The organism is Streptomyces sp. Wb2n-11 (assembly GCF_001049855.1).
Lineage (GTDB): Bacteria > Actinomycetota > Actinomycetes > Streptomycetales > Streptomycetaceae > Streptomyces > Streptomyces altiplanensis.
In genome coordinates this window covers 3,418,438-3,435,988 of record NZ_CVPB01000001.1, presented here as the reverse complement: position 1 = coordinate 3,435,988, position 17,551 = coordinate 3,418,438, and the positions used below count along the sequence as shown (strand labels likewise).

Genomic DNA, 17,551 nt, shown 5'->3' with positions numbered 1-17,551 from the left:
GGGCTTCAGCCCCTTCGGCGTTCCGCGCCCACCTGGTCGCGCCACCTCGTGTACTGCTCCGCCGCGTCCCCCGTGTACGCCCACGGCACCCGCGCCGCGCGGCCGTCCAGCAGCGCGAAGGCCTCCCGCGCCTCGTCCGGCAGGCCCGCCCAACAGGCCGCGTGCGCGAGGTAGTTCAGCTCGCCGACCTCCTCCGGGGCCACGGGTCCGGGCGGCCGCCCGCCCAGCCACCGCTCCTGGGTCCGGCGTACCTCCGTCACGGCCAGTTCGTGGTGCCAGTGCTGGTCGAAGCCGCGCACCGGACGGCCCCCGGCCGCCGCCGCGACGTACCGGTACTCCTCCACCCGCGCGATCTGCACCAGCACCGGCAGCGGCGACCCGGCGGGCGCCGCGCCCGCCGCGTCGCGGGCGAAGTCGTACATCCGGCCGTGCGTGCCGTGCCAGCGCGCCGAGTGGTAGCGCAGCAGCTGCACATGGCCCTCGATGTTGTACGGGTCGCGGCGCCGCAGCTCCTCCCACCATTCGCGCAGCTCCGCCCGGCCGACCCCGTCGCCGTACAGCCGCGCCACGGTCAGCAGCGAGACCCAGGGCATCGGATCGGCGGGGCGTGCGTCGGCCGCGCTCAGGCAGGTCATGACGGCGACGTCGATACGGGCGCGGTCGATCTCGGTGCCGCGTCCCGCCGCGATGGCCTGGTTGAAGACCCGTACGACCTCGGTCGCGGCCCGCAGCACCGCGGCGTCCGGGGTGTCCGGCTCGGCCGCCCGCCACGTCTCCACCACGGAGCTGCTCGCGGCCGCGTTCGCGAGCAGTCGCAGCCGGTGGGTGCGCAGGGGCCAGTTCTCGCCCGTGGCGCGCAGCAGGTCGCGTACGCCCTGCCAGCGGCCGATCACGATGTCCTGCCGGGCCGCGGTCAGCGGCCGGTCGCCGAAGTCCGGGTCGAAGTCGGGCGCGCGACCGGAACCGGATCCGGAACGGCGGCGGCGTACGGCCATCGGAGCACCTCCTGGTCAGAGAGTCGGCGGTCGGAAATCCGTGGTCACGGGGCCGGGGTCAGAAGTCGGTGGGGAATCCGGCGTCGACGTGGTCCCGGCGGCCCCCGCGCTCCGTTCCGGAACCGACGTGCACCGCTTCGATCGGGATGGCGCGGGTGGCGTCGAGCCGCGCGGGGGTGTAGTACGCGCTGCCCTGCCGCCAGTACCAGAGCATCGGGACGACGCCGACGGCCAGCCCGCCGAGGCCGATCGCGATCGCCGCCGCGCTGAGCTCGGTGAGCGAGGCCGCGAAGACGCAGAACATGAACAGCGAGCCGAGCAGCGGCCAGGCCCCGCCGAGGACGAAGTCCTTCGGGGAGGCCAGCAGCGTCTTGCGGTAGGCGACGACGGCGGCGAGCCCCGCGAGCCCGTAGTACAGCGTCGTCTGGAGACCGATCGCGGCGAGCGCGTCCGACATGATCTTCTCGGTCGAGCCGAGCGCGTTCGAGGCGACGAAGAGGACGAGCGCGACCGTGCCGACGACGGCGACCGCGACCCACGGGGTGTTCCAGCGGCGGTGCACGACGCCGAGCGCGGCCGGCATCGTACGGTCGCGGCCCATCGCGAAGAGCGAGCGCGTGACCTGGATCAGGGTGGTTTCGAGGGTGGCGATGGTGGAGAGCACGACGGCCAGGACCATCAGCTTGCCGCCCGCGCCCGGCCAGATCACCTCGCCGAGGACCGCGAGGACGTTGGTGTCGTGGGCGGAGATCTGCTCGCTCGTCAGGATGACGTTGACGGCGATCGTGAAGACCACGAACAGCAGGAAGACGACGCCCACGCCCACCAGCGAGGCCAGCCCGGCGGTGCGGCGGCTGTCGCGGGTCTCCTCGCTGAGGTTGCTGGTGACGTCCCAGCCCCAGTAGTAGAAGGCGGCGATCAGGGTGCCCGCGGCGAAGCCGGTGAAGCCGTCGAAGTGGCCGAAGCCGAGCCAGGACCAGTCGAAGGCGGCCGCCGCGCCGTTGTGGAGGAGCGCGCCGAGCACGAAGAGGGCGAGGATCGCGAGCTCGACGCCGGAGACCAGGAGCTGGGCGCGGGCGGAGAGGCGGGCGCCGCCGAGTACGACGGCGAGCATCAGCAGGAACCAGCCGGCGCCGGCGGCGGTGGCGAGCGCGGTGTTCGACGCGAGGTCCGGGTCGAAGAGGGAAAGGGTCATCTGACCTGCGGGAAGCGATCCGGCGACCATGAAGATCGTGGCGGCGACGACGAGCGCCCAGCCGCTGATGAAGCCGAGGAAGGGGTGCAGGGTGCGGCCCACCCAGGAGTAGGTGGCGCCCGCGTTCACGTCGATGCGGCCGAGGCGGCCGAAGGCCAGGACGATGCCGAGCATGGGGATCGCGCAGTAGAGCAGCGCGGCAGGGCTTGCGAGGCCGACGGCGCCGACGAGGACAGCGGTGGTGGCGGCGAGGGAGTAGGCGGGGGCGCTGCCCGCGACGGCCATCACGATCGTTTCGAAGGTGCCGAGGGCGTTGGGCTGGAGTCCTCTGCCGGAGGTGTGGCTCATGCTGTTCTCAACTGCTTCCGGAAGTGTGCCGAACACAATTGGAATGCTCTGTTCCTCTTGTGTGACACGACATTTGGCGACAAGTCAGAGATGTTGTCCCAGTCCGGAGGTGCCCCTTCCGGACGGGAGACCGTGCGCATAGTAGTGCGCTTCGCGCGCGGGGAGCAGCCGGGCGGTCGTACCCTCGGATCCATGGCTTCAGACGAGGGGACGACCAGCGCCGGGACCGTACGGATCGACGTCTGGATCTGGTCCGTACGGCTCACCAAGACCCGCTCCCAGGCGGCGGCGGCCTGCAAGGCGGGCCATGTCCGCGTCGGCGGCGAGCGGGTCAAGCCGGCGCACGCGCTGAAGGCGGGCGACGAGGTGCGGTTGTTCCACGCCGGCCGGGAGCGGATCGTGGTCGTCTCGCGGGTCATCCGCAAGCGCGTGGGCGCCCCCGCGGCGGCCGAGTGCTACGTCGACAACAGCCCGCCGCCCCCGCCCCGCGAGTTCGTCGCGCCGGTGGCGGTGCGGGACCGGGGCGCGGGCCGGCCGACGAAGCGCGACCGGCGCGAGATGGAGCGGCTCCAGGGGCCGAAGCCGACGGCCGGCTGACGGCTGGCAGAGTGAGGGCCATGTCGTCGACTTCCCCGCGCCGCCCGTGCCCGTTCTGTGGCCGTGAGGTCGCCGTCGTCGCGGGCCGCTTCGTACGCCACGACCCGCGCACCCGGGCCGCCACCGCCGAGCTGACCCTGTGCGCCGGTTCGAAGCGCACGGCTCCTCCCGCGGCGTCGCAGCGCACCCTGGACGGCTACGAACTGCCACCGTTCCCCGGCCAGCTGCCCCTGTTCTAACGCGGCGCGGTACCGCTGCGCGGGGCTTTCCCCCACCCCGCCCCTTCCCGAACCCGGGGCAAGCCCCCAGACCCGAGGCCCTCCGGGCATGTCCTCGATCTCCCCCAGACTTCGTCCGGGGCCCCCGACGGGCTGGATTTCCGCCCCCGCCTCCCCTGTAACGGTGGCGGGAGGGGACGTGTCGGGGCGCTCCCCGCAGGGTGTCGAACGCAGCCACCCCGAAGCGGATCCCGGTGCCCGAACGTTCGGCACCCGAGGAGACGCCCCGGCACGGCACCGACCCCGAAGCCCCGCACCCGCCGCGCCTCAGAAGCCCCCGTGTCGCGTGTAACGGTGGCGGGAGGGGACGTGTCGGGGCGCTCCCCGCAGGGTGTCGAACGCAGCCACCCCGAAGCGGATCCCGGTGCCCGAACGTTCGGCACCCGAGGAGACGCCCCGGCACGGCACCGACCCCGAAGCCCCGCACCGCGCAGGGCCCCCCAGAAGCCCCCGCCCCGCATCCGCCGCCGGCGTCACCCCCGTGGAGTCACCGGTGAAGCCACCGCCCGTGCCGCCGCCACCTCCTGCCGCAGCGGGGCGAGGACGCTCTCGTCGTCACCGGGGAGGTCCGTCCGTACCTCCACCAGCGTGTCGCTCGTCCGCAACCCCTCCGCCAGCTCACGCAACTCTTGCGCCACTTCCGCCACTTCAGACTCGTCCGGCGGCTGCGCCCCGTGGTTGACGCGGACCCGGGCCGCCGTCGTCGCGTCCACGATCCGCTCGGTCGCGACCACCAGCGGCCACCAGGCCGCCGCCCGCGCCCCGGTCGGCGGCGGTTCGGTCAGGGCGCGCTGGAATTCGGAGCGCACGACCGACAGGTCCCGGTAGAGACGGCGGCGCAGCAGCTGCCGCAGCCGCTCGCCCTGGGGGTCCGACGGGCCGAACGCGCACTCCACGTAGCCCGCCGTGTCCGCGACCGTGTCCGCGAGCCGCGCGCCCACCCGCGTGCTCCAGCTCTCCGGCCACAGCAGGTACCCGGCCAGCAGCGAGATCGCGCAGCCGAGGAGGCTGTCGTACAGGCGCGGCAGGACCAGCCCGAACCCCTGGTGGTTCAGCACGTCCGACAGCAGCAGGATGACCGGCGTGATCGCCGCCGTCTGGAACGCGTACCCCTTCGCCGTGAAGACCGGGATGAGCGCGGCCAGCACCACCATCACCGGTACGTCCCACCACCCCCGCTCCAGCTCCGCCAGGACCGCGGCGGCGACCACCAGGCCGAGCGCCGTCCCGAACGCCCGCTGCACGGCCCGCGAGAAGACCGACCCGAAGTCCGGCTTCAGTACGAACACCACGGTCAGCGCGACCCAGTAGGAGCGCGGCACGGAGATGAGCGAGACGAGCGCCTGCGCCAGTCCGATGCACAGGGCGAGCCGCAGGCCGTAGTGCCAGGAGGCGCGGGAGAGCAGGACGTTGCGGGTGGCGCGGCGGATCCGTACGCCGAGGGCGGCGGGGCGGCCGAGCCGGTCGTCGACATTGGCGATGCCGGCCGCGTCGGGTCCGGCGCCGAGGACGACGGCCGCCGCGTGCCGCAGCGCGTGGTCGACGGCGCGCCCGGACGGCGAGGTGGGAGCGGGCAGATGCAGCTCCACTCCCCCCGCCCCCGCCCCCGCACCCGGACCCGCTCCCACCCCCGCGCGCCCGTCCGCGACCGCGTCCGCCAGCCCTCGTACGGCGGCCGGGATCTCGGGTGGGAGCGGCCGCCGCCGCAGGTGTGCGACGGGCGCCGACTCGACGAGCGGTACGACGACGTTGAGCTGCGCGAGCAGCCGTACGAGCGGACTCCGGCGGCCGTGGTCGCGGGCCCGCCGGGCCAGGACCAGGTCGTACGCCGTGTTCAGGGACTGGGTGACGGCCTGGCGCCTGGCGTCGTACGTGTCCGGGTCCCGGCCCGCCGCCTCCAGCAGGTCGGCGGCCGCCCGGTACGTGTCCGCGACCGCGCCCCGCTCCGGCACCCCGCCCCGCAGCGGCCAGGCGACCAGTGTCAGTACGAGGACGAAGAGGCCGCCCAGGGTGAACAGCAGCGGCGCCGTCCACCAGGGGTCCGGCATGGGCAGTCCGGCTCCGACGACGGCCTGGAGCAGGAGCAGCAGGCCGGACACGGAGGCGACCGCGCCGATCGACGAGATCATCCCCGACACGAGCGCGACCAGCGTCAGGGCTCCGACGGCGAGCCACCCCTGCCCGTACACGAGCGTGCCGAGGGTGACGCCGACCGCGCCGAAGAGCTGCGGGACGGCGATGTTGAGCAGACGCATCCGGTACGCGTCGGCGGTGTCGCCGATGACGCCGGACAGCGCGCCCATCGACACGAGCGCCCCGTACGCCGGCCGGTCGACGGCGAACCCGACGGCGAGCGGCGCGGCCATCGTGATCCCGGCCCGGACGGCGGCGGCCCACGGGACCGGTGCCCGCTGCGGCCGCAGCCCTTGCGTCAGCCACTCGGGCGGCGTCAGCCGGCCCCCTGCTCTCTGCTCAGCCATGCCCTCAACAGATCGAAGTCGAACTCCTCGCGCACGTCAGCGACTCGGAGCAGTATCACTGTCCACAGCCTGTGGACAACTTTCGGAGCGGGGCATCCCTCACGCTCGTACGTCCACTTCCTGTGGATTTCCGTGGATTCCTGCCGGTTCAGTTCTTGTAGTTCTCGACCTCGACCGCCGGCCGCACCTTCGCCTCACCCGGATCCTCACCGAATTCGGACTTCGCGCGGCGCTGGCGCAGCAGGTCCCAGCACTGGTCGAGCTGGACCTCCACAGCCTTCAGCCGGGTGCGCTCGGTGTCGTCGAGACCCAGTTTCCGGGTGGAGCGCTCACGCAGCTCGCGCTCCTCGCCGACCAGACTGTTGATGGTGTCGAGAATTTTCTGGTTGGCGTCTTCCATGGCGGCTCGCCTCCGTCGGATCGGTCGGATCGCCCGGACCACTCCACTACCCCACCCCCACCCCAGCACACCTCCAGCCGCCGTGCAGCTCCAGTGCGCCGCGCACGGCGGGCGGGGCGGGGAAATGAGCCGTAGGACCAAAGAACGATTACTTTGCGGGACCGGGCCGGTCAACACTGGGAAAGAGGTTCCGACGACCCCTCGGAGGGGCGGAAGACATGAGTGGACACCCCGGCCCGGAACTCGCCATCGAGACGGCGGGCCTGGTCAAAGTGTTCGGTGAGAACCGGGCTGTCGACGGCATCGACCTCGCTGTGCCGACCGGCACCGTGTACGGCGTCCTCGGGCCCAACGGCGCCGGCAAGACCACCGCGGTGAAGATGCTCGCGACCCTGCTGCGCCCGGACGGCGGCGTGGCGCACGTCTTCGGCAAGGACGTGGTGCGGGAAGCCGACGCGGTGCGCGGGAGGGTGAGCCTCACCGGTCAGTACGCGTCGGTCGACGAGGACCTGACCGGTACGGAGAACCTGGTGCTCCTCGGCCGGCTGCTCGGCCACTCCAAGCCCGCCGCACGCGCCAGGTCGGCCCAGCTCCTGGAGGCGTTCGGGCTCGCGGAGGCGGCCGGACGCCAGGTCAAGAACTACTCCGGCGGCATGCGGCGCCGTATCGACATCGCCGCGAGCATCCTCAACACACCCGACCTGCTCTTCCTCGACGAGCCGACGACCGGCCTCGACCCGCGCAGCCGCAACCAGGTGTGGGACATCGTGCGGGCGGTCGTGACGCAGGGCACGACGGTGCTGCTGACCACGCAGTACCTGGACGAGGCCGACCACCTGGCGTCCCGCATCGCCGTGATCGACCGCGGCAAGGTCATCGCCGAGGGCACGAAGGGCGAGCTCAAGGCGTCGGTCGGCTCCGGTTCCGTGCACCTGCGGCTGCGCGACCCGGCGCAGCGCCCCGAGGCCGAGCGGGTGCTGACGCGGGCGCTGGGCACCGCCGTACAGCTGGACGCGGACCCGGTCGCCCTGACGGCGACGGTCAACGGGCGGACGAGCGACCTCGGCGCGGCGGAGCAGGCCGCGCGGGCGCTGTCGGAGCTCACCGCGGCGGGCATCACCGTGGACAACTTCGCGCTCGGCCAGCCCAGCCTCGACGAGGTCTTCCTGGCCCTGACCGACGGCGACAAGAAGAGCGGCACGACGGACGCCACGACGGACGACACGACGACAGGAGTCACGGCATGAGCACCGTCGCGACCAAGGACAAGAGCCTCGACGCACTCGCCTTCGAAGCGCCGAAGGCCGAGGAACTGGCCGCGCTCCTCGTGAGCAGGGACCGGCCGCCGCGCCCGAGCGCGCTCTCCGCGTCCCTCACCTTCGGCTGGCGCGCCATGCTCAAGATCAAGCACGTGCCGGAACAGCTCTTCGACGTGACGGCGTTCCCGATCATGATGGTGCTGATGTACACGTACCTCTTCGGAGGGGCGCTGGCCGGGTCGGTCGCGGAGTACATCCAGTTCCTGCTGCCCGGCATCCTGACCATGAGCATCGTCATGATCACCATGTACACGGGCGTCTCCGTCAACACCGACATCACCAAGGGCGTCTTCGACCGCTTCCGTACGCTGCCGATCTGGCGCCCGGCGCCGATGGTCGGCTACCTGCTCGGCGACGTGATCCGCTACCTGATCGCGTCCGTCGTGATGCTGACGGTCGGCCTGATCATCGGCTACCGCCCGCACGGCGGGGTGCTCGGCGTCGTGGCCGGTGTGGCGCTGCTGATGGTCTTCGCGTTCGCGTTCTCGTGGATCTGGACGATGTTCGGCCTGTTCCTGCGCACCGAGAAGTCGGTGATGGGCGTCAGCATGATGGTGATCTTCCCGCTGACGTTCCTGAGCAATGTCTTCGTCGACCCGAAGACGATGCCGGGCTGGCTCCAGGCGTTCGTGAACAACAGCCCGGTGACCCACGTGGCCACGGCGGTGCGCGAACTGATGGCGGGCAACTGGCCGGCCGCCGACATCGGCTGGACGCTCGGCTGGTCAGCGGTGCTGCTGGTCGTCTTCGGCACGGTCACGATGCGGCTCTACAACCGCAAGTGACGGCCTGCTTTACTCCTGCTTTGCCATCCGGGAACCCGATCACTCCCCGAGACGTTCACCTGACAGATCGTGAAGGCAGTCGACAGCCGTACAAGCCGAGGTGGCACCAGTGGTGAATTGGGACCGGATCAAGGACCAGGCCAAGAGCTTCCAGCAGTCCCAGAGCAGTCGGGGCACGGGCGGGGGGCACGGACAGGGCGGCGCCCCCGGCCAGAGCGGCGCCCCCGGCCAGAGCGGCGCCTACGGGCAGAGCGGATCCGGATCCCGCGGTTCGGGCTCGGGATCGGGCGGATCCAAGGCCCAGCTGATCGGTCTGTTCAAGACCCAGCTCGCCTCGGTCAAGACCGAGCTCAAGAGCGGCGCCTACCGGGACGCCAGCATGGCGATGTGCGCACTGGTGGCGGCGGCCGACGGGCAGGTGGAGCCCGCGGAGCGGCAGCGCGTGGAGGAGCTGATCGTCTCCAACGAGGTGTTGCAGAACTTCCCGGCGGACCAGCTCCGCCAGCGCTTCAACCAGCATGTGGACCGGCTCCTGTCCAACTTCGAGCTGGGCAAGGCCGAGGTGCTCCAGGTGATCGCCAAGGCCGCCAAGAAGCCCGCGGAGGCCCGTGCGGTCATCCAGACCGGCATGGTCGTCGCCGGCGCCGACGGGTACTTCGAGCCGTCCGAGCAGTACGCCATTCGTGAAGCCTGCGCGGCTCTCGGTGTGCCGCCCACGGAGTTCGGCATCTGAGGCGGAGTGCGCACCGCCGGCCCGGCCGCGCCGTAGTCGGCGGTCGCGGCCGCCGGCCGGCTCCCCTCAGCCGTGCGGGACGACGACGATCTGGTGCGCGTCCTCGTAGACGACGCGCCCCGGATCCGTCGACCGTACGAGCCGGTACTCGACGCCGTGGGCGGCCAGGATCTCCAGATAGCCGCCCACGCGCGCGATCAGCTCCACGGCGGTCGGCTTGAACCAGGCCGCCGCGCCCGGGTTGACGCGCTCGTCGTAGACGGCCGGGTCGACGGTGCTCGGGTCGGTGTACGCCACGTCGTACCAGTCGTTGTTCGTACGCCGGAACCGCTCCTGCTCCGTCGTCAGCTTCCCGTCCCGCGCAAGGCCGTTGACGAGCCCGAAGACCCCGGGGAAGTTGCCCCGTGCCCGGGGAACCGTGCCCTGGAACCGTACGTACGCCACCGGATCATGAACCATCACGTCATCGTAGGCACCGGCACCCTCTCGTATTCGTACACGATGTCCCCGACCGGTTCCCCGGCCCGGCCTTCCAAGGTCCGTCAGCGCCTTCACGGGTACCTGGTCGGCCTCGACCCCGGGAAGCTCGTGTCCGGACAACTGCCGACGCCGGCCTGGTGCGGCTGTCCGCTGGCGTGACGTGGAAAAGCTTGCAGTTACGGGTTCTGCGGGGTGGAGCCTGGCCCGTTCTCTCCCGGGGGGCCGTCGGAGAGTTCGCCGGAGGGGGGCTGCAGTTCCTGTGGTTGCTGTTGTTCTTGCGGCTTTCCGGTGACGGCGTCCACGGAGACGGGCATGAGCGTCAGGCTCGGGTCGTCGGACTGGAAAGCGCAGACCCAGTGGGTCCTCCAGGTACCGTCGTGGTCGACGGCCCGCAGGCCGCAGTCCTGAACGCGGACATTGTTCGCTTGCTGAGTTGCGTCCAGTGTCCTGAGTGCGATGTCAGCTGCTTTCTTCTTGTTTACGGTGGGGGCGGGCAGTGCTTTGGGGTCGTCGATGTCGTGGACCAGTAGTTGGGAGACGCGGCCCGCGGTGTTGATCTGGACATCCAGGCGCATGGGCATCAGGACGCCGTCGTCGTTGAGCCGGCGCCAGCTGACGATCCAGCCCAGTTCTCCGCGCTCTCCCACAGAAACGGCCTGGACTTTTGTGTCCCGCAGGCCCCAGGGATAGCGGGCCTGGGCGTAGCGGCGGGCGATGTCCAGGGCGTCCTTCTCGTTCGCGGGGGGCTTGATGACGCCGTCGACGGGGAAGCTGGCGGGGCTGGTGAGGCTGGAGTTCTCCAGGCTCACCGTGAGTCTGGAGGTATCGGGCCAGCTGAGTTCCGCGCTCCCGGCTTCGAGGGTGATCAGCAGCGAGTCGGATTCTCCCTGGGTGCCGGTCCGTAGCTGGACGGCGCTGATGCTGAAGCGGTCGCCGAGCGCATGGGAGAGGGCCTTCTCGGCGGCTGTTCGTTCCTTGTCGCCGGTGAGCTGGAGGGTGGTGGCGTCCACGGGGACGGGCGTGATCCACAGGGTCCAGGTCACAGCGGTCACCACAAGCGCGGCCACGCAGGCCATCGCGGTGGGCTTGGCAGCGGCGTCGGCCGGCAGGGCGCGGTCGCGGGAACGGAGGACCCACCAGGTGCCCAGGGCGCCGGCGGCGGCTCCCAGGGCATTCATCTGCAGGTCACTGCTGTCGCAACCCCGGCTGACTCCGGGAAGGAGGGTCTGCAGCAGTTCGGTGGCCAGCGACAGCCCGATCCCGCCGGCCAGGACCGGCAGGAGCCGACGCAGGGCCAGAATGCCGAAGACCCCGACAGGCATGAACAGGGCGAGGTTGAGCAGGCCCTGCTCGGTGGCGAAGGGTTCGGCGTAGTTGCGGTTCAGGACGCATTTGCCTGCTCCGGACACACCATCGCCGCTCGGCAGGAACAGAGTCAGGGCCACTTCGGCGGTGACCGCAGCCCCCAGGCCGGCACAGGACCACGGGCGCGTGCCCATGCGGTGTGCGAGGAGGTAGCAGATCGCGGCGGCCAAGAGGACCGCGATGGAGGCGGAGATGATGAAGACTGTCTGGTCTTTGAAGATCGCAGAGAACACGGCAGTGGTGGGCCTATCCAGGGAGGAACATCAAGCGAGGTCAGCCGATCCGGTCCGGCCTGTGTCAGGCCGGACCGGACGGGGGTTCTAGCAGTCAGCCAGCGGAGTCTGGAAGGTCTGCTGGCCGCTGACCTCGAGCCGGCCGATGGTGGCATTGCAGTAGGAGACGTCACTCCAGGTACCGGTCTTCGTCGTGCCGGCGGACTGGGTGAACCAGCCGGTCCACTTGTAGCCGGCGCCGTCGTAGCCCAGACGCGCGGTGATGCTGCCGCCGCTGTCCTTGTCGTACCAGGTGGAGGCGATGTCGTTGGTGTACTTGCGGTGGTAGAGGGTGCCGCTGCTCAGCGTGGTGCAGACGTAGCCTCTGGAGAGCGTGCCACAGCTCGCCACGGTCACGGCCTCGCCTGAGGGTGAACGGGTCTCGGCCTGGGCGGTGGTGGTCGCGCCGAGTGCCGCCAGGGTCAGGCCGGTCACGGCGACTGCACGGGCTGCGGTCTTGATCGAGGTGCGCATTTCCTGTCACTTCCGGTAGGTCACAGCCTTCAAGGCCGTGAAGAGCTGGGAGATGGCAGGAGAGGACACACGTGTGGTCGGCCGAAGTCCCCCCCACCCAAACACCGCTGATATGGCGCCTAGTTGGGGACCAGGCAATGATCAACGCGTCAAAGTTACGTTTGGTGAACACGTGTGCGCAAGGTGCGTTGGTTATGTGAAGGCATTGCTCTTGGTGACAAGGTGCACACTCACCGCATGTTTAGGTGAATTGGTTTAATTCCGGCCTATGGCAGGCCGAAACCCTCACCTGGGGCTTGTCTTCGGCTGCGAATGCACCCGGCTTTGGGTCCCGGTCGGGGGGAGTGCGTCTCGCCGGTCGTTTGGTTGAGGGGCGATGGCAGGTGTCTCTCGTCGAGGCGTAGTTGGAAGGTGGGGGATTCTCCGATTTCTCGGCGTTGGGGTCGGGTAGGGAGAACGCGGCACCGGCGCCGTTGCCGTCGACGTTGGTGAGGAATTCGGAGACGGGGCCCTGGGCTCCGGGGATGATCTTGATGGTGGATGGCCGGGTGCCGCCATCGAGACCGCATTGGCGTCTGCGGCGGGCCTCAGCTCGTGCTCGATACGGGAGCCGGGCCGTGGGGCGGGTGCTTCGCGGCGTGGGCCTCCCAGGCCGCGTCCTGGCGACAGCGTCCGCACCGCGTCTCGTCGTCCAGCGGCCGGAAGAGGTGTTCGGGGCCGGGGCCCTCGCAGGTGATGAGGGGCTTCGGGCGGTGGGCCTCCTGCCGGGGCGCGGCCTCGTGCGGCGGGCGCGTGGCGGGCCGCTCCTGCGGCATCTTCTCCGTCAGGCGGTGCCGCAGGAACCCGACGGCGGACCGGACGCCGGCCGGTGGCAGCCCGCTGGTCAGCGCGTGCCGCAGGTCGGCCGCGCTGATGCCTCTGCGCAGCCAGTCGGCCGCGATTCCGGAGAGCGTACGGGCCTCGCGTTCGCCCAGGTGCAGTTCGCGGCGGGTCTGGCGCAGGGACAGCAGGACGTTCTCCGCGAGCGCGCGTTCGGGGTCGTCGGGGTCGTCGTCGGTGGCAGGAGCCGGCTCAGGCTCCGGGTCCGTCTCCGGTTCCTGCGGCTTGGTGGGTGGGTGGGGAGTGTTCTTCTCCCCGTCGTTAACCCCCGAAGGGGAGTCACCGACCGTCCGAGGCGTTGGTTCACCGACCGTCCGCATGTGCGTACTCGGTACGCCGCCGTCCCGGACGGCCGTCGCCTCCTCGGGGGTGAGGTGGACGTTGGCGAGGAGCTGATCGGTCACCCAGCGGCCCCGCTCGTCCTGGTGGCGCCACTCGTGCAGGAAGCCGCAGGCGGCGAGGGATTGCTTGACCTTCTGGTACGCCCGGCCCTTGATTCCGAGGCGCTCCGCGTGCGCGCTGAGGGACTTGGCGGTCGAGCCCTCGGGGAGGCCCTGTACGTACAGGAGCAGGATCTTCGCGTCGCTGTTCAAACGCGGGTGCTGCACGACGTCGTGCGAAGCCTTCGTGTAGCGACGAAGGGGCGCGATAGCATGCCGAAGCATCCTCGGGACTCCTGAGTGGTCCTCGATGGTGAAGGTCCTCGGATCGGTGTTGGCGCACCGCCGGGGACCGCCCCGTGTCCGGACGGACACGAAGGGTGATGATGCGGTCACCGTACCGCATCGCGCCCAACTCCCGCATATGCCCAGCGAAATGCCCCCGACAGGCCGGTTCGGGCCGGGGAGCCCGGCAGCGGCGCACCGTTCCGGCATCGGCATCGGCTGCCGCATCGCGGCGGGGGCGGTCAATCCACTCGGGCGCACGTCGAAGTACTCGCATACGTCTGAGTACGTGCGCTCTGGCCGGTCACGAGCGTGAGGCGGAAGTCTCGGGCCATGCGACAACGAATCCCGGAAATCCATTCCCAGCTGTCGGCGATCCTCGTGCTGGCTGTGGTGACGTCAGCGGCGTGGGCTTCCTGGCTCGGCTGGGACCAGCATCGCGACGTACAGCCCGATGGGTCGACGACCGGTCCGTACGAGGCGTGGCAGGTGATCGGGCTGGTGCTGACTCTGCTGGTGCCGCTGTACTGGGCGGCGTCCCGGCGCTACGTCGCAGCCGCCGTGCTCGGCACCACGGCCGGCCTGACCGTTGCCGCCTCTTACGACTGGTCGGACGACGGCAGCGGCCTTTTCATGGTCGGCGTGGTGATGGTCGCGGTGGGGAGCCTCGTCGTGACCGCTGCCGTGACCGCCGTGATCGCCGCTGTGAAACGACCGCTGCCCGGACAAGCGCGGTGAGCAGACACCGACGCCCTCCCCACACGACAGGCGTCGCTGGTGAGAGCGTCGGCGGCGGGCTCGCGCGTCAGGCGCGGGCGTACGAGACGAACGCGGCCCAGGAGTCGGGGGCGACGGCGAGCTGCGGGCCGTCGGTGATCTTGGAGTCGCGGACGTGGATGGTGGTGGGGTGCGCGGCGACCTCGACGCAGTCGCCGCCCTCGCCATCGCTGTAGCTGGACTTGCGCCAGTTGTACGCGACTTCGACGCACGTCCCGCCTTCACCGCCGCTGTAGCTGGACTTGAACCAGTGGAGTTCCGTCATCATCGCTCTCCCAGCATCTTCTCGATCAGTGCCAGCGACTCCCTGGGCGTGAGAGCCTGGGCTCGGATGATCCCATAGCGCTCGGTGAACGTGCTGACTCCCTCAGAGTCAGTGATCAGCCGGGGGTAGCCCTGGACTTCCGTGTACGCCACCTGGTGGCGCCCCTTGGGCGTCAGAAGTGTGAACGGCCCATCCATACTCGGGTGTTCCTCGCGACTGGTTGGCATCACCTGTAGTTCGATGGGGCGCAATCGACCGTATTGCAGCAGTTGCCGCAACTGGTGCTCGTGCACGCGCTGGCCACCGATCGGTCGTTGCAGCACTGCTTCCTCGAGTACATAGCTGAAGGTGGGCGCCGGCCACCGCTCGAATATCACTTGGCGCGCGAGCCGGTCCGCGACTCGCTTTTCGATCGTCTCCTCGTCCAGCAAAGGGCGACGCTGCGTGAAGACCGCTCGTGCGTAATCCTCTGTCTGAAGCAAACCGGGTACGGCCTGGTTGGCGTACTCGTGCAGTACGACCGAGTCCGCCTCCGCCTTCGCGTAATCACGAAACCAATCCGGGTGTCGCGTCCGCGCCCGAGTCTGCGCCTCCCGTACGTCCGGGACCGCCGCCCGCAGTACCCCGCCCGCCTTCAGTACGTCGTCGGCCCGGTCCAGGAACTCCGGCTGCGGGGTCCGTACGCCCCGTTCCATCGCGGAGATGAGGTCGAGCCCGCAGTGGGTCGCCGTGGCCAGTTCCCTCTGGCTCATGGCGAGGTTCTCGCGCAGCACCCGGATCTGTTTGCCGATCGCACGGAACAGGTGTGCGGTGCCGTCCGCCTCCGAGGGCAGCTCGGGGCGTGATTCCCGGTTCACGGATTCCGTCATGCCGTACCGCTCTCCCGGTCACGGCCGACGTGCCGTACACCGTGCCGTGCGTACCCGTACAGTTACCCAGCGTCCAGCTGTCATGCCTGGTCAGGGTACGCCGGGGCAGACACGCTCTGTCACATGAACACCGAAATCGCTTCCGTCTCCGCCGAGTTCGTCCAACGCTTCAGCTCCACCCGCCGTGGGGCCAGGCTCGCGCGGATGCTCGCCGTCCAGCAGCTCGACACCTGGGGTGTGCCGTTCGGTACCGAGCCCTCCGACGCCGTCGCCCATGTCGTCGCGGAGCTGGCCGCGAACGCCGTGACGCACGGGCACGTGCCCGGACGGGACTTCGAGGTGCGTCTCCTGCTGCTGGCGGGAGGGCGGGTCCGTATCGAGGTGGCGGACACGCGCGGTGAGCGATGGCCGCGCGCCCGCCCCGCCGGGAACGCCGGGGACGGCGAGGGCGGGCGCGGGCTGCTCGTGGTGGAGGCGCTGACGGACGCGTGGGGCGTGACGGAGCGTAACGTCGGCAAGGTCGTGTGGGCGGACCTCACCATCACGTGAACCGGGCCGGCCGGTCCGGCCGACCCGGCCGGGTCAGCCGGTCCGCAGCGCCGCGAGCTGCTGGGCGAACGGCACCACCGCTTCACCGGCGGGCCGGCGGGACCCGGCGCGCGACTCCATCAGCTCCGCCAGCTCCGCGCCCGCCCGCTCGATCCGGCGCGGGAGGTCGTCCGTCCGGGCGTCTCCCTGCGAGCCCCAGTCCTCCGAGGCGGCGTATACCGCCGTCGGTACGACCAGCGCCCGCAGGTAGGCGAAGAGCGGACGCATGGCGTGCTCCAGCGCCAGGGAGTGACGGGCCGTGCCGCCGGTCGCGGCGATCAGGACCGGCTTGCCGACGAGGGCGGTGTTGTCGATCAGGTCGAAGAACGCCTTGAACAGACCGCTGTACGAGGCGGAGAACACGGGGGTGACGGCGATCAGGCCGTCCGCCTCCGTGACCGCGTCGATCGCTTCGGACAGCGCCGGGCTCGGGAAGCCGGTGACCAGGTGGTTCGCGATGGCGGTCGCCAGCTCCCGTACCTCGACGACGCGGATGTCGGCGTCGCCCGGGGCGTTCAGGGAGGTGCGCGTCGCCTCCGCCAGCCGGTCCGCGAGGAGTCGGGTGGAGGAGGGCACGCTCAGGCCCGCCGATACGACCACGAGCTTCATGAGGTCACCTCGTTCTCTTCCGGTGCGTTCTTTTCCCGTGCGGTCGCCGAGGCCACCCGGGAGGCGTGGGTCGGGGCGTCCGGCACGTTCGCCGGGCGGTTCTTCGCGAACTCCTTGCGCAGCACGGGCACGACTTCCTCGCCGAGCAGGTCGAGCTGTTCCAGGACGGTCTTGAGCGGGAGCCCGGCGTGGTCCATCAGGAACAGCTGGCGCTGGTAGTCGCCCGCGTACTCGCGGAAGGCCAGCGTCTTCTCGATGACCTCCTGCGGCGAGCCGACGGTCAGCGGGGTCTGCTCGGTGAAGTCCTCCAGGGAGGGCCCGTGTCCGTAGACCGGCGCGTTGTCGAAGTACGGGCGGAACTCGCGCACCGCGTCCTGGGAGTTCTTGCGCAGGAACACCTGGCCGCCGAGCCCGACGATCGCCTGGTCCGGGGTGCCGTGCCCGTAGTGGGCGTAGCGCTCGCGGTAGAGCTCGACCATCCGCCGGGTGTGGTCGGCCGGCCAGAAGATGTGGTTGTGGAAGAAGCCGTCGCCGTAGTACGCCGCCTGCTCGGCGATCTCGGGGGAGCGGATGGAGCCGTGCCAGACGAAGGGCGGTACGCCGTCCAGCGGGCGCGGTGTGGAGGTGAAGCCCTGCAGGGGGGTGCGGAACTTGCCCTCCCAGTCGACGACGTCCTCGCGCCACAGGCGGTGCAGCAGCGCGTAGTTCTCGACGGCGAGCGGGATGCCCTGGCGGATGTCCTTGCCGAACCACGGGTAGACCGGCCCGGTGTTGCCGCGTCCCATCATCAGGTCCACCCGGCCGTCGGCCAGGTGCTGGAGCATCGCGTAGTCCTCGGCGATCTTCACCGGGTCATTGGTGGTGATCAGCGTGGTGGACGTGGACAGGATGATGTTCTCGGTGCGCGCCGCGATCCAGCCCAGCATGGTCGTGGGCGAGGAGGGGACGAACGGCGGGTTGTGGTGCTCGCCCGTCGCGAAGACGTCGAGCCCGACCTCCTCGGCCTTGAGCGCGATGGCGACCATCGCCTTGATGCGCTCGTTCTCCGTCGGCGTCCTGCCGGTGGTGGGGTCGGTCGTCACGTCACCGACGGTGAAGATCCCGAACTGCACAGCGCTCACCTCCGAGGCGGGGAAGCCTCTAGTTGAATGTTGAACAAACCCTACAACGGTGCGCCT

Annotated in this window: 19 protein-coding genes; 7 read left to right on the top strand and 12 right to left on the bottom strand. The window is 70.4% G+C overall.

Annotation, left to right across the window (positions count from 1 at the left end; translation table 11 throughout):
• Positions 1-5 precede the first annotated feature (5 nt).
• Both BN1555_RS15625 and BN1555_RS15620 read right to left on the bottom strand, forming a co-directional pair.
• Positions 6-995, bottom strand: coding sequence for a hypothetical protein (locus BN1555_RS15625; RefSeq protein ID WP_093799960.1), 990 nt, complete (start codon positions 993-995; stop codon positions 6-8).
• Positions 996-1,053: 58 nt separating this feature from the next.
• Positions 1,054-2,538, bottom strand: a complete 1,485-nt coding sequence (locus BN1555_RS15620) for an APC family permease (protein WP_093799959.1) — start codon at positions 2,536-2,538, stop codon at positions 1,054-1,056.
• Positions 2,539-2,730: 192 nt separating this feature from the next.
• Here BN1555_RS15620 and BN1555_RS15615 point away from each other — a divergent pair, with 192 nt between their 5' ends.
• The gene (locus BN1555_RS15615) at positions 2,731-3,135 is read left to right on the top strand and encodes an RNA-binding S4 domain-containing protein (RefSeq protein ID WP_093803424.1); all 405 of its coding nucleotides are present in this window, start codon (positions 2,731-2,733) and stop codon (positions 3,133-3,135) included.
• 20 nt (positions 3,136-3,155) lie between these two features.
• On the top strand, positions 3,156-3,374 hold the full coding sequence (locus BN1555_RS15610; protein ID WP_093799958.1) for a hypothetical protein: 219 nt from the start codon (positions 3,156-3,158) through the stop codon (positions 3,372-3,374).
• A gap of 512 nt (positions 3,375-3,886) precedes the next feature.
• Here the strand turns inward: BN1555_RS15610 and BN1555_RS15605 are convergent.
• Positions 3,887-5,893, bottom strand: a complete 2,007-nt coding sequence (locus BN1555_RS15605; RefSeq protein WP_093799957.1) for an FUSC family protein — start codon at positions 5,891-5,893, stop codon at positions 3,887-3,889.
• A gap of 148 nt (positions 5,894-6,041) precedes the next feature.
• Entirely contained in the window at positions 6,042-6,293 is a 252-nt protein-coding gene (locus BN1555_RS15600) for a DUF2630 family protein (protein WP_093799956.1), read from the bottom strand.
• 218 nt (positions 6,294-6,511) lie between these two features.
• On the opposite strand from BN1555_RS15600, the gene BN1555_RS15595 reads away from it, so the two are divergent.
• From BN1555_RS15595 to BN1555_RS15585, 3 genes are all read left to right on the top strand, one after another.
• Positions 6,512-7,540: an ATP-binding cassette domain-containing protein gene (locus BN1555_RS15595; RefSeq protein ID WP_093799955.1), complete on the top strand. Its 1,029-nt coding sequence runs from the start codon at positions 6,512-6,514 to the stop codon at positions 7,538-7,540.
• Complete coding sequence (locus BN1555_RS15590; RefSeq protein WP_093799954.1) at positions 7,537-8,397, top strand: ABC transporter permease; 861 nt, start codon at positions 7,537-7,539, stop codon at positions 8,395-8,397. Before BN1555_RS15595 ends, BN1555_RS15590 begins: the two co-directional genes overlap by 4 nt.
• 109 nt (positions 8,398-8,506) lie before the next feature.
• Positions 8,507-9,130, top strand: coding sequence for a tellurite resistance TerB family protein (locus BN1555_RS15585; protein ID WP_093799953.1), 624 nt, complete (start codon positions 8,507-8,509; stop codon positions 9,128-9,130).
• A gap of 66 nt (positions 9,131-9,196) precedes the next feature.
• On the opposite strand, the gene BN1555_RS15580 is transcribed toward BN1555_RS15585, so the two are convergent.
• The 4 genes from BN1555_RS15580 to BN1555_RS15560 all read right to left on the bottom strand — a co-directional run bounded on the left by BN1555_RS15580 (position 9,197) and on the right by BN1555_RS15560 (position 13,265).
• The gene (locus tag BN1555_RS15580) at positions 9,197-9,589 is read right to left on the bottom strand and encodes a hypothetical protein (protein WP_093799952.1); all 393 of its coding nucleotides are present in this window, start codon (positions 9,587-9,589) and stop codon (positions 9,197-9,199) included.
• 197 nt (positions 9,590-9,786) lie between these two features.
• Positions 9,787-11,208: a VanZ family protein gene (locus BN1555_RS15570; protein WP_093799950.1), complete on the bottom strand. Its 1,422-nt coding sequence runs from the start codon at positions 11,206-11,208 to the stop codon at positions 9,787-9,789.
• An 87-nt stretch (positions 11,209-11,295) separates the two neighbouring features.
• Entirely contained in the window at positions 11,296-11,721 is a 426-nt protein-coding gene (locus BN1555_RS15565) for a hypothetical protein (RefSeq protein WP_093799949.1), read from the bottom strand.
• Positions 11,722-12,308: 587 nt separating this feature from the next.
• Entirely contained in the window at positions 12,309-13,265 is a 957-nt protein-coding gene (locus BN1555_RS15560) for a hypothetical protein (protein ID WP_141662857.1), read from the bottom strand.
• A gap of 333 nt (positions 13,266-13,598) precedes the next feature.
• Between BN1555_RS15560 and BN1555_RS15555 the strand changes: the two genes are divergently transcribed.
• Positions 13,599-14,003: a hypothetical protein gene (locus tag BN1555_RS15555; protein ID WP_093799947.1), complete on the top strand. Its 405-nt coding sequence runs from the start codon at positions 13,599-13,601 to the stop codon at positions 14,001-14,003.
• Positions 14,004-14,070: 67 nt separating this feature from the next.
• Here the strand turns inward: BN1555_RS15555 and BN1555_RS15550 are convergent, their stop codons facing one another.
• Together BN1555_RS15550 and BN1555_RS15545 are read right to left on the bottom strand one after the other, a co-directional pair.
• Positions 14,071-14,310, bottom strand: coding sequence for a DUF397 domain-containing protein (locus BN1555_RS15550; RefSeq protein WP_093799946.1), 240 nt, complete (start codon positions 14,308-14,310; stop codon positions 14,071-14,073).
• Positions 14,307-15,176, bottom strand: a complete 870-nt coding sequence (locus BN1555_RS15545; RefSeq protein ID WP_093799945.1) for a helix-turn-helix domain-containing protein — start codon at positions 15,174-15,176, stop codon at positions 14,307-14,309. The genes BN1555_RS15550 and BN1555_RS15545 overlap by 4 nt, the downstream gene beginning before the upstream one ends.
• 123 nt (positions 15,177-15,299) lie before the next feature.
• Between BN1555_RS15545 and BN1555_RS15540 the strand changes: the two genes are divergently transcribed.
• Positions 15,300-15,725, top strand: a complete 426-nt coding sequence (locus BN1555_RS15540; protein ID WP_093799944.1) for an ATP-binding protein — start codon at positions 15,300-15,302, stop codon at positions 15,723-15,725.
• A gap of 33 nt (positions 15,726-15,758) precedes the next feature.
• Here the strand turns inward: BN1555_RS15540 and BN1555_RS15535 are convergent, their stop codons facing one another.
• Together BN1555_RS15535 and BN1555_RS15530 are read right to left on the bottom strand one after the other, a co-directional pair.
• Positions 15,759-16,373, bottom strand: coding sequence for an FMN reductase (locus BN1555_RS15535; protein ID WP_093799943.1), 615 nt, complete (start codon positions 16,371-16,373; stop codon positions 15,759-15,761).
• Entirely contained in the window at positions 16,370-17,485 is a 1,116-nt protein-coding gene (locus BN1555_RS15530) for an LLM class flavin-dependent oxidoreductase (protein ID WP_093799942.1), read from the bottom strand. The genes BN1555_RS15535 and BN1555_RS15530 overlap by 4 nt, the downstream gene beginning before the upstream one ends.
• Positions 17,486-17,551 lie beyond the last annotated feature (66 nt).